We start from the raw sequence: 11,681 nt of genomic DNA on the forward strand, positions 1-11,681 counted from the left end.
CTTCGTTCTGGTCCCGCGGGTCCTTCGGACCTCACTCGCCGCCGTTGCCGGTGCCGGGGGTGGTCTTCTGGATCTGGAGCAGGAACTCCGCGTTGGACTTGGTCTTCTTCATCCGGTCCAGGAGCAGTTCGATCGCCTGCTGCTGGTCGAGCGCGTGGAGCACGCGGCGCAGCTTCCAGACGATGCCCAGCTCGTCACCGGCGAGGAGGATCTCCTCCTTGCGGGTGCCGGAGGCGTCGACGTTGACCGCCGGGAAGATGCGCTTGTCCGCGAGCTTGCGGTCGAGGACCAGCTCCATGTTGCCGGTGCCCTTGAACTCCTCGAAGATCACGTCGTCCATGCGCGAGCCGGTCTCGACGAGCGCGGTCGCGAGGATGGTGAGCGAGCCGCCGTCCTCGATGTTGCGCGCGGCGCCGAAGAAGCGCTTGGGCGGGTAGAGCGCCGTGGAGTCGACACCACCGGAGAGGATGCGCCCGGAGGCCGGGGCCGCCAGGTTGTAGGCGCGGCCGAGGCGCGTGATCGAGTCGAGGAGCACGACGACGTCGTGGCCCAGCTCGACGAGCCGCTTCGCCCGCTCGATCGCCAGCTCGGCGACCGTGGTGTGGTCCTCGGCGGGCCGGTCGAAGGTCGAGGAGATGACCTCGCCCTTCACCGAGCGCTGCATGTCGGTGACCTCTTCGGGCCGCTCGTCGACGAGGACGACCATGAGGTGGCACTCGGGGTTGTTCGTGGTGATCGCGTTGGCGACCGCCTGCATGATCATGGTCTTGCCGGTCTTCGGCGGGGCCACGATCAGCCCGCGCTGGCCCTTGCCGATCGGGGCGACGAGGTCGATGATCCGCGTGGTCAGCACCCCGGGGTCGGTCTCCAGGCGGAGCCGGTCCTGCGGGTAGAGCGGGGTGAGCTTCTGGAACTCGGGGCGGCCTCGCCCGGTCTCGGGCGCCATGCCGTTGACCGAGTCGAGGCGCACGAGCGCGTTGAACTTCTCGCGCCGCTCGCCGTCCTTGGGCTGGCGGACCGCGCCGGTGACGTGGTCGCCCTTGCGCAGGCCGTTCTTGCGGACCTGGGCGAGCGAGACGTACACGTCGTTGGGGCCGGGCAGGTAGCCGGAGGTCCGGATGAACGCGTAGTTGTCGAGGATGTCGAGGATGCCCGCGACGGGGATCAGGACGTCGTCCTCGTTGACCTGCGGCTCGTTGATCTCGTCGCGACCGCGACGGCCCCGGCGGTCGCGGTAGCGGCCCCGGCGGCCACGGCGTCCGCCGTCGTCGTCGAAGTCGTCCTGCGGCCGGTTGTCGTGCTGCTTCTGGCGGTTCTGGTTGCCGCCGCCCTGCTGGTCGTCGCCCTTGTTGCCGCGGCGGTTGTTGTCGCGGTCGCGGTCACGGCCGTCGCGGTCGCGGCCGTCGCGGTTGTTGTCGCGGCCGTCGCGGTCGCGGCCCCTGCGGCGGTCGCGGTCGCGGCCCGAGCGGCCCTCGGCGTTGTCGCCGTCGTGCTGGCCCTGCTGCCCGCCCTGCTGGCCGCCGTCCTGGCGGTCCTGCTTGGCGCGGTTCTCGCGGTTGCCGCGGTCCTCGCGCTGGGGCTGCTCGGCGGCCTGCGGCTGCTCGGTGGCGGCCTCGGGGCTGCCGGCCTCGGCCGTGGCGCGGCGCCTGCGGCGCTGCTCGCCGCCCGGGATCTCGCTGGCGGGCTGCCCGGGGATGTCGATCTGCTGCTGGCCGGCCTCGGCGGGCTGGGCCTGCTCCTTGGCGGGGGCGGCGGCCTCCTTGGGGGCCTCCTCGCCGGTGCGCGCCTTGGAGGTGGTGCGGCGCTTCGGCTTGGCCTCGGCGCTCGGCTCGGCCGCGGGCGCGCCTCCGCCGGACTGCGCCTCCTTGATGGCGTCGATCAACTGGCTCTTGCGCATGCGCGCGGTGCCCTTGATCTTGAGCCCGGAGGCGACCTGCTGGAGTTCGGCCAGCACCATGCCCTCAAGCCCTGTGCCGCGGCGGCGCCGGGTCCCTGCGGAGGGGGCGGCGTCCGTGGTGGGCGCAGCCTCGGCCGCGCTGTCGGCACTCACGCCCATCAGATCGGTGGTGTCGCTCACGAAGGGTCCTTCCCTGGAGCGGACGTCGGCCTGTCTGGCTCGGCGACCGGTTGTGCTGTCCGGCTGTGGTCCTCTGTGAAGGGGATGCGCCGGGGCGATGGACCGCCAAAGAGGCGGAGGAATACGGTGGTGAAGACGCCTGACTCAGCCGTGTCACCAGAAGTGCGTGTCACGGGATTGGGTCACGCCCGTTCCGGAGCGCTTCGGTGTCGCTCTGTGCGTGGCACGGCGCGATACGGGGGCTCCCGGAAGATGAGGTGTCCCGCCCCTGTGTTTCGGGAAAAACCGGCGCCCCGAGACAAATCGGCGCTCCGGGCAGCCCCGGATTCCTGGCGAAGACACGTGGCACCTCGCCGTTGGGCGATTGGGTGCGCAGTTGAGATTAACAATACCGTATCCAACACATATTCCCCCTCTCCTGTGCGGCGACCGTGGAGTCACGGCGCCAGCGGCAGCACACTCGCGCCCGCGGTGTCGACGGGGATGCGGGCCGCTGCCCACTCCTCGCCCGCGAGCCCGGCGACCTTGTCGGCCGCCTCCTCGTCCACCAGCGCGAGGACGGTGGGTCCCGCGCCGGAGATCACCGCGGGCACCCCGTCCGCCCGCAGCCGTTCCACCAGGGCGAGCGACTCGGGCATCGCCGGGCCCCGGTACTCCTGGTGGAGACGGTCCTCCGTCGCCGCGAGGAGCAGCCCGGGGCGCCTGGTCAGGGCCTCGACGAGCAGCGCGGCACGGCCCGCGTTCGCCGCCGCGTCGGTGTGCGGCACGGTACGCGGCAGGAGTCCCCTCGCGGTCTCGGTGAGCACCGGCCGGCCGGGGACGAAGACGACGGGGACGACAGAGTCCGCGGGCGTCATCCGGACCGCCCGCGCGAGCCCGCCCTCCATCCACGAGAGGGTGAACCCGCCGAGCAGGCAGGCCGCGACGTTGTCGGGGTGGCCCTCGATCTCGGTGGCGAGTTCGAGGAGGGCCTGCGTGTCGAGCCGGTTCTCGCCGCCGGTCGTCACGGCCCGCGCGGCGACGATCCCGGCGCAGATGGCCGCCGAGGAGGAGCCGAGCCCGCGGCCGTGCGGAATGCGGTTCGCGCAGACGATCTCCAGGCCGCGCGGCTGCCCGCCGAGCAGGTCGAAGGCGGCGCGCAGGGACCGTACGAGGAGGTGCTTCTCGTCGCGCGGCAGGGTCTCGCTGCCCTCACCGGCTATGTCGATGCGCAGCCCCGAGTCGGCGACCCGCACCACGACGTCGTCGTAGAGGCCGAGCGCGAGCCCGAAGGCGTCGAAGCCGGGACCCAGGTTGGCGCTGGAGGCGGGGGTGCGCACCCGGACGGCGGCGGCGCGAAAGGCGGGACCGGCCATCGCGTGGGGACTCTCCTTGTGTTCCTCGGGCGGGACTGCACCGTGCGGCGCGGGGCGAACCGCTGGAGGCGGCAGCCCTCGCGGTGACTGTCGCGGGGCGGGCTGGTGGGGATTGGGGTGCGGGGGCGGGGATTTCCACGCTTCCGGCGAATCCCCCCGGGACGTCCGGATCACATCCGGGCGCGTGGGATCGTACGGCCACAACGGCAGCGGCACCGCGGCACAAGCGGCGGGGCAGGTGGGGCACAGCCTATCGAAGGAAGCGCCCCCCGCGACATAGGGCGCACGGGAGGCGCATGACGCGTGTCGCCGGGAGGGTGTGCGACCCCCGCCACTTCTGACGGTCCCGCACGTCTTGTCCCGATTCCACGGGCCGGAGCGCGGGGGCGCGCGGGTCGCGGCGGGCGGATCGCGGGGCGCCGCCGTCCCCCGTACGAGGAGATTCCCCGCCCGGGGGCGGCGTCGCCCGCGCGTGTCAGCCCGTCAGGCCGAGGCGGTGCGCCGCGGCGGCGGCGTCGACCGGGATGACGGTCGGGCGCGGGGCGCCCTCGGTCGCGCGGTCGGGGTCCTTGAGGCCGTTGCCCGTCACCGTGCAGACGATGCGCTGCCCCGGGTCGACGAGTCCCTGCTCGGCGGCCTTGAGCAGCCCGGCGACCGAGGCGGCGGAGGCGGGCTCGACGAAGACGCCCTCCTGGCCCGCCAACAGCCGGTAGGCGGCGAGGATCTGGCGGTCGGTCACCTCGTCGATGAGGCCGCCCGACTCCTCGCGCGCGGCGAGCGCCTGCTGCCAGGAGGCGGGGTTGCCGATGCGGATCGCGGTGGCGAGGGTACGGGGGTCCTTGACGACCTCGCCGCGCACGATCGGCGCCGAACCGCTCGCCTGGAAGCCCCACATGCGCGGGGTGCGGCTCGCGACGCCGTCGGCCGCGTACTCGCGGTACCCCTTCCAGTAGGCCGTGATGTTGCCCGCGTTGCCGACCGGCAGGACGTGGATGTCGGGGGCTTCGCCGAGCGCGTCGACGATCTCGAACGCGGCGGTCTTCTGCCCCTCGATCCGTACCGGATTGACCGAATTCACCAGCGAGACCGGGTAGTTGTCGGCGAGCGCGCGGGCGAGGGTCAGGCAGTCGTCGAAGTTCCCCTCGACCTGGAGGATCTTGGCGCCGTGCACGAGGGCCTGGCCCATCTTGCCGAGCGCGATCTTGCCCTGCGGCACGAGCACCGCGCTCACCATGCGCGCGCGCACGGCGTAGGCGGCGGCCGAGGCGGAGGTGTTGCCGGTGGAGGCGCAGATGACGGCCTTCGCGCCCTCCTCCTTGGCGCGCGTGATCGCCATCGTCATGCCGCGGTCCTTGAAGGACCCGGTCGGGTTCGCGCCCTCGACCTTGAGATACACCTCGCACCCGGTGCGCTCGGAGAGCACCTGCGCGGGGACGAGGGGCGTGCCGCCCTCGCCGAGCGTGACGACCTCGGTCGTGTCCTCGACCGGGAGCCGGTCCCGGTACTCCTCGATGATGCCGCGCCACTGGTGGACCATGACTGCCTACTCTCCTTCAACCCGCATGATGCTGGCGACGCCCCGGACGGTGTCGAGCTTGCGCAGCGCCTCGACGGTGCTGCTGAGGGCCGCGTCGGGGGCCCGGTGGGTCACGACGACGAGGCTCGCCTCGCCGCTGCCGTCGCCCCGGCCCTGCTGGCGCACGGTGTCGATCGACACGCCCTGTTCGGCGAAGACCGTCGCGACCTGGGCGAGCACGCCGGGTTTGTCGGCGACGTCGAGACTGATGTGGTAGCGCGTGACGACGTCGCCCATGCCCGAGACGGTCAGCCCCGCGTACGCGGACTCGCCCGGCCCGGTGGCCCCGGCGAGCCGGTTGCGGCACACCGCGACGAGGTCGCCGAGCACGGCGGACGCGGTCGGCGCGCCCCCGGCCCCCGGCCCGTAGAACATGAGCCGTCCGGCCGCCTCGGACTCGACGAAGACCGCGTTGTACGCCTCGCGGACGCCCGCGAGCGGGTGGCTGAGCGGGAGCATCGCGGGGTGCACGCGCGCGCTGACGCTGCTGCCGTCGGCGCCGCGTTCGCAGATCGCGAGGAGCTTGATGGTGCAGCCCATGGCGCGCGCCGAGGCGAAGTCGGCGGCGGTCACCTCGGTCATGCCCTCGCGGTGCACGTCGTCGATGCCGACGCGCGTGTGGAAGGCGATCCCGGCGAGGATCGCGGCCTTCGCTGCGGCGTCGAAGCCCTCGACGTCGGCGGTCGGGTCGGCCTCCGCGTAGCCGAGCGCGGTGGCCTCGTCCAGGGCCTCCTGGTAGCCCGCCCCGGTGGAGTCCATCTTGTCGAGGATGAAGTTCGTCGTGCCGTTGACGATGCCGAGGACGCGGTGCACGTGGTCGCCCGCGAGGGACTCGCGCAGGGGGCGCAGGAGCGGGATGGCGCCCGCGACGGCGGCCTCGTAGTAGAGGTCCTGGCCGTGCTCGACGGCGGCGGCGTGCAGCGCGGAGCCGTCCTTGGCCAGGAGCGCCTTGTTCGCCGAGACGACCGAGGCGCCGTGCGCGAAGGCCGTCGTGATGAGGGTGCGGGCGGGCTCGATGCCGCCGATGACCTCGATGACGACGTCGAGGTCGCCGCGTTTGACGAGCGCGGTCGCGTCCGTCGTGATGAGCGCGGGGTCGATGCCCTCGCGCACCTTGTCGGGGCGGCGCACGGCGACGCCCGCGAGTTCGACGGGGGCCCCGATGCGGGCGGCGAGGTCGTCGGCGTGCGTCGTCATGATGCGCGCCACCTCTGAGCCGACTACCCCACAGCCAAGGAGCGCCACCTTCAGCGGACGCGTGCGCATCATCCGACCTCGTTTCGTCTTTCCGTGTCGTTCCGCGGGCTGCCGCGTGTTCCGTGGCGCGGAGCCTGTGTGTCGCGGTGGGTCCAGTCTCACGCACGGCCCCGGGGTTTCAGCCCCGCGTCCGATGCGTGAGACAAGCATTCCGTACGGGTGCGGGGCGCCGTGAACCGCCCTGCCACGACGCCCCGCACCCGTGTCCCCGCTCAGCCGACGTCGAGCCTGAGCAGGTCCTCCTCCGTCTCGCGCCGCACGACGACGCGGGCCTGCCCGTCCCGTACGGCCACGACGGGCGGGCGCAGCGCGTGGTTGTAGTTGCTCGCCATCGAGCGGCAGTACGCGCCCGTGGCCGGCACGGCGAGCAGATCGCCCGGCGCGAGGTCGGCGGGCAGGAAGGCGTCGCGCACGACGATGTCGCCACTCTCACAGTGCTTGCCCACGACGCGGACGAGCATCGGCGCGGCGTCCGAGGTCCGCGAGGCGAGCGCGACGGAGTACTCGGCGTCGTAGAGCGCGGTGCGGATGTTGTCCGACATGCCGCCGTCGACGGAGACGTACGTGCGCAGCCCCTCCAGCGGCTTGATCGTGCCGACCTCGTACAGCGTGAAGGCCGTGGGCCCGACGATGGCGCGGCCCGGCTCGACGGAGATGCGGGGCACGGCGAGCCCGGCGCTCTCGCACTCGCGCGTGACGATGTCGCCGAGCGCCTTGGCGATCTCGTGCGGCTCGCGCGGGTCGTCGTCGGAGGTGTACGCGATGCCGAGGCCGCCGCCGAGGTCGATCTCGGGCAGTTCGACGCCGTGCTCGTCGCGGATCTCGGCGAGCAGCCCGACGACGCGGCGCGCGGAGACCTCGAAGCCCGCCATGTCGAAGATCTGCGAGCCGATGTGCGAGTGGATGCCGACGAGTTCGATGCCGTCGAGGGTGAGCGCGCGGCGCACGGCCTCGGCGGCCTGTCCCCCGGCGAGCGCGAGGCCGAACTTCTGGTCCTCGTGCGCGGTCGCGATGAACTCGTGGGTGTGCGCCTCGACGCCGACGGTGACGCGGATCTGCACGCGCTGGACGCGGCCGAGCGCCTGCGCGGTGTGGGCGACGCGGACGAGTTCCTGGAAGGAGTCGACGACGATGCGGCCGACCCCGGCGGCGACGGCGCGCTCGATCTCGGCCGCCGTCTTGTTGTTGCCGTGGAAGGCGATGCGCGCGGCGGGCATCCCCGCGTCGAGCGCGGTGAGCAGCTCGCCACCCGAGCACACGTCGAGGTTGAGGCCCTCCTCGTGGAGCCAGCGCACGACGGCGCGGCTGAGGAACGCCTTGCCCGCGTAGAAGACGTCGGCGCCCTCGCCGAAGGCGGAGCGCCAGTCGCGGCAACGGGTCCTGAAGTCCTCCTCGTCGAGGAAGTACGCGGGCGTGCCGAACTCCTCGGCCAGGCGCGTGACGGGCACGCCGCCGACGCTGAGCGCGCCTTCCTCGGTGCCCTCGCGGCGGACGGTACGGGCCCAGACCTTCGGGTCGAGGGCGTTGAGGTCGGCGGGCGGGGCCGCGTAGTGGCCCTCGGGCAGGACGTCTCCGTGGCGGGGACCGGCGGGGTGGGCGGAACGGCTCATGGCTGTCGTGCTCTCTATCGTTCAGACGTACGGGGGCGCGCTGATGCCGAGCAGGGTCAGGCCACCGGCGAGCACCGTCCCGGCGGCTTCGGCGAGGGCGAGCCGGGCGCGGTGGGCGGCCCCGGGTTTGAGCCCGCCGAGCGGCAGCAGCCCGCCGGTGCGGTCGTGGAGATCGAGAAGGGCGTCGGCGACGCGCACGAGACGGCGCGCGAGCCGGTCGGGCGCGCGGTGCTCGGCGGCGCGGCGCAGCACGGCGGGGTGCTCGGCGAGCAGCGCGAGCAGCGGCGCGGCGTGCGGACCGCTGTCGCCGGGCTCGGGCGCGTACCCGAGAGCGGCGGCGTTGCGCACGAGGGCGAGGGCGCGGGAGTGCGCGTACCGCACGAGGAAGAGGGGGTTCTCGACGCGCTGCACGAGGAGGGCGGCGTCGAGGCGCGGGCGGTCGGCGGGGGCGGTGTGCAGGAGGGCCCAGCGGCGCGACTCGGGGTCGAGGGGGGCGGTCTGCGCGGAGGGGGGCGCGGCGCGGAGGGGCTCGCCGTGGTCCGTGCGTACGCGCACCTCGCCGCCTTGTGCGCGGGTGAGGCGTGCGACGGCCTCGGCGAGGACGTGTGCGCGCGCGCCGAGGGGCCGGAGCGTGACGTGGTGACCGGCGAGGGCGTCGCCGTACCGGGGCGCGAGGGTCTCGGCGACGAGGTCGCGCTCGTACGTGCCGGGATCGGCGAGCGCGAAGTTGAGGAAGCCGGGCCCGGTGACGCGGACGTCGGCGAGGCGCGGATCGTGCCGCAGCCGCTCGCGCAGGAGGGCGGCGAGGGCGAGCGGGCTGGTGCGAGCGGCCCCGGCCGCGACGAGCGCGACATTGCAGGCGTAGTCCCCGTACCCCCCGGGCCGCGGCACGGCGACGGTGACCCGCGCGAGCACATCCGCGGCCACGGAGTCCACCTCCCCCGCCGCGACGGCACGCCGCAGCGCACCGAGGACGGTGCGGGAGAGTTCTGCGGGGGTCACGGGTCCAGCGTAGGGGAGGGGGGCGGGGTGGGGGCCAATGGATAAGGGGGAGGTCCCGGAATGTGGACGGGGGAGCTGGCGCGATGGGCGGGGGCGGCCGGGGGGCGGCGGGGGCGTGGACCGGGCGGGGGCAGCCGGGGCGCGTGGAGGAGGTCGGGGCGGTGGAACCGGCGAGGCGGGAGACCGGGGCGAGAGGGCGCGCATGGACCAGGCGGGGTGCCTAGGCGGGGCCGGGGCGGCAGACCCGGCGGAGCGGGCGGCCAGGGCAGGGCGGACGGCCGGGGCAAGATGGGGCGCGTGCGACGGGGCCGGGGGGAGCCGCTACTCCCCCTCCTCCTTCTTGTCGACCGAGACGCGGCGTCCGCGCTCGGCGAGTTCCCGCACGGCGGCGACGAGGCACTCGGGCTCGAAGGGCTTGGCGAGGAAGAGGTCGATGTCGGGGAGCGAGCGGTCGGCCTCCTCGGCGCCGGAGGCACTGACCATGGCGAGCGGCACGTGGCTCGTACGGGGATCGGCGCGCAGCCGCTCGGCGGTCCGCACGCCGTCGAGCCGGGGCATGACGAGGTCGAGCGTGATGACGTCGGGCCGCACCTCGTGCACGATCTCCAGGCACTCGGCACCATCGGCCGCGGTCACCACCTCGAAGCCTTCCAGTTCGAGATTGACCCTGATCAGCTGCCGGATCATCTTGTTGTCGTCGACCACAAGAACCCGGCCGGTCGCCCCTGGCACAACCCCGAGCCTAGGCGCGCCCCCCACCCCTCGTCCCGGCTTTCCCCACATCCGCCCCCACGGAGGGACCCACCCGGACACCCGTACGGAACCCCCTCCCCCACCCCGGAATACCTGGTCACACCCACCCACCCGAAGCTGCTACTGTTCTACCCGTCACCGCCCACAGCGGCCGACACGCCCCCGTAGCTCAGGGGATAGAGCAACGGCCTCCGGAGCCGTGTGCGCAGGTTCGAATCCTGCCGGGGGCACTCGCCAGAGATCAGCGGAAACACGGCGCTGAGCTGGGCGGATGCCGACAGAGGAGAGCGGGAGTCAGTCTCACTGGCTCCCGCTCTTTCTCGTTCTATCCCGCTGTCTGCGACACACCCCAGACACACTCAGGCGACTGTGTCGCCGTCCTCTTCCATCGCTCGCGCGATCTTGTCGTTGGCCACCTGCTCATGCCCGTCGATGCAGCCCTGATACCGGCGGTGGATGACCTCCGGGGAGTTGCCGACGCGCCGGGCGACCTCGGCGACGGGGACACCCGCGTTGAGCCACCGGGTGATGCAGGCGTGCCGGAGGTCGTACGGGCGCCCCGCGAGCGGGGAGGCGACCCGATCGGGCGGAAGGGCGAGCCCGCGGGCTTCCTCCCACACCCGCCAGTACGTCGAGGAGCCCACGACGTCCCCGCGCTCGTTCCCGAAGACGCGGCCCTCCTTCGCGGTCCCGAAGGTGTCCAGGTGCTTGCGGAGGATGGCGACGAGGATGGGCGGAATCGGGACGGGCCGGTCGGTCTTGACCTCACGGGCTTTCAGACCGCGCCGATCGTGCCGCTCCCCCGAGTCCGTCCACTGCTTCCCCGCCACGGGACGCGTCTCCCACAACGTGAGCGTCCCCCACCCCTCCTCGGGCAAGTCGCAGTCCGCGCGCCGGAGTCCGACGACCTCGGCGGGACGCAGGGCGGCGTAGTACATGACGGCGTAGAAGGCCACCAGGCGCCGCCCACGCGCCCGATGCCACGAACCCACGTACGAAGCTGCCGCGAGGAGCTGCCGGGCCTGTACGGGGTTCACGAGGACGCGCGGATCCACGACGTCCTGCGAGCCGGCCCGCTTCCCCCGTGAGCGGGTGAACGGGTTCTCCGGGAGCTCCCCCGCCATCACCGCGTACTCGAACGCGGTGTTCACCGCACGGCGGCGCCGCTTGTGCGTGTCACCCGCCGCCGGCTTCCCGTCGAGGCGGTGCGCCAGGTGGTGAAGCACGTCCTCCACGACGGCGGTGTCGGCCAGGTCGGCGAGCGGGCGCGTGCCGGCGAGCAGCCAGCCGAACGCCTCCCGCAGCTCCTCGGGCGGCTCAGCGTCCTTGTGCGCGGGCACGACGCCCCACCGGAACGCGAGCCGCAGCACCTCCGCATCCGGCGACCCCTCCCCCGGCTTGAGCATCCCAAGCGTCCCTGTCGCCAGCCCGTCCGCGATCCCCTCCCGGGTCTTCGCCGCACTCCCCCGCCACCGCCGGGCCACGTACACCCGGCAGAACGCGAACCAGTCGAGCACGGCAGCCGCTTCGGCTTCCGCAGCCTTGCGCGCGGTCTCCTCGGCGGCGGCTCGCACTTCCGACTCAGGGAGGCCGCTTTCGATCTCGAACGGCTCGCCGCGCCGGTTGATGGCCTGGCGCAGCTCGCTCTCTCGGCTCTCCGCCAGCGCGAGCGAGGCGAAGGTGTCGCCGTGCACCTCTCCCGCGACCTTCCACCGCAGGCGGTACGGACGCGACTTCCGCCCGGTCTTCGTGATCTGCCAAAGCTTCACGTCGAAGGAGAACCCGGGGCGGGCCGACCCGGAGGACCGGCCCGCCCCGCCGCGTGCGTTCGTGCTCACGCGGCGTCCTCCCGCTCGCTCAGCCAGCGCTCGTACTCCGAGCGGCGGATGCGCACGGCGCCGTTCGGGAGCTTGATGGAGCGGGGGGCGCGCCCCAGCTGGCGCCAGCGGTAGAAGGTCGCGGGGGCAACCTTCAAGTCCGCGATCACTTCGGAAATCGTCATCTTCTCGTCAGGCGTACGGGTGGGCATAGGAGCCCCTTCCTGCGCGTAC

Annotated in this window: 9 protein-coding genes and 1 tRNA gene; 1 reads left to right on the plus strand and 9 read right to left on the minus strand. The window is 73.2% G+C overall.

Annotated features, from left to right (window positions below; all coding sequences use genetic code 11):
• Positions 1-31: 31 nt before the first annotated feature.
• The 7 genes from rho to STTU_RS09220 all read right to left on the minus strand — a co-directional run bounded on the left by rho (position 32) and on the right by STTU_RS09220 (position 9,609).
• Positions 32-2,077, minus strand: coding sequence for a transcription termination factor Rho (gene rho, locus STTU_RS09190; protein WP_007822030.1), 2,046 nt, complete (start codon positions 2,075-2,077; stop codon positions 32-34).
• Between the two features lie 437 nt (positions 2,078-2,514).
• The gene (thrB, locus tag STTU_RS09195) at positions 2,515-3,432 is read right to left on the minus strand and encodes a homoserine kinase (protein WP_007822031.1); all 918 of its coding nucleotides are present in this window, start codon (positions 3,430-3,432) and stop codon (positions 2,515-2,517) included.
• A gap of 475 nt (positions 3,433-3,907) precedes the next feature.
• Positions 3,908-4,969, minus strand: a complete 1,062-nt coding sequence (gene thrC / locus STTU_RS33855; protein WP_007822032.1) for a threonine synthase — start codon at positions 4,967-4,969, stop codon at positions 3,908-3,910.
• Between the two features lie 6 nt (positions 4,970-4,975).
• Positions 4,976-6,277: a homoserine dehydrogenase gene (locus STTU_RS33860; RefSeq protein WP_176724751.1), complete on the minus strand. Its 1,302-nt coding sequence runs from the start codon at positions 6,275-6,277 to the stop codon at positions 4,976-4,978.
• A 200-nt stretch (positions 6,278-6,477) separates the two neighbouring features.
• The gene (lysA, locus tag STTU_RS09210) at positions 6,478-7,875 is read right to left on the minus strand and encodes a diaminopimelate decarboxylase (protein WP_007822034.1); all 1,398 of its coding nucleotides are present in this window, start codon (positions 7,873-7,875) and stop codon (positions 6,478-6,480) included.
• A gap of 21 nt (positions 7,876-7,896) precedes the next feature.
• Positions 7,897-8,877 (minus strand): ArgS-related anticodon-binding protein NrtL, encoded by a 981-nt coding sequence (gene nrtL, locus STTU_RS09215; RefSeq protein ID WP_007822035.1) that lies wholly within the window; start codon positions 8,875-8,877, stop codon positions 7,897-7,899.
• A gap of 321 nt (positions 8,878-9,198) precedes the next feature.
• Positions 9,199-9,609 carry a response regulator gene (locus STTU_RS09220; RefSeq protein WP_007822036.1) on the minus strand — a complete coding sequence of 137 codons (411 nt, stop codon included), beginning with the start codon at positions 9,607-9,609 and terminating at the stop codon, positions 9,199-9,201.
• 179 nt (positions 9,610-9,788) lie between these two features.
• Here STTU_RS09220 and STTU_RS09225 point away from each other — a divergent pair.
• Positions 9,789-9,860, plus strand: a tRNA-Arg gene (locus STTU_RS09225).
• Positions 9,861-9,989: 129 nt separating this feature from the next.
• On the opposite strand, the gene STTU_RS09230 is transcribed toward STTU_RS09225, so the two are convergent.
• Together STTU_RS09230 and STTU_RS09235 are read right to left on the minus strand one after the other, a co-directional pair.
• Positions 9,990-11,399, minus strand: coding sequence for a tyrosine-type recombinase/integrase (locus tag STTU_RS09230; protein WP_007822037.1), 1,410 nt, complete (start codon positions 11,397-11,399; stop codon positions 9,990-9,992).
• A 65-nt stretch (positions 11,400-11,464) separates the two neighbouring features.
• Entirely contained in the window at positions 11,465-11,659 is a 195-nt protein-coding gene (locus STTU_RS09235; protein ID WP_007822038.1) for a helix-turn-helix transcriptional regulator, read from the minus strand.
• Positions 11,660-11,681 lie beyond the last annotated feature (22 nt).

Source organism: Streptomyces sp. Tu6071, from assembly GCF_000213055.1.
Classification (GTDB): Bacteria; Actinomycetota; Actinomycetes; order Streptomycetales; family Streptomycetaceae; genus Streptomyces; species Streptomyces evansiae.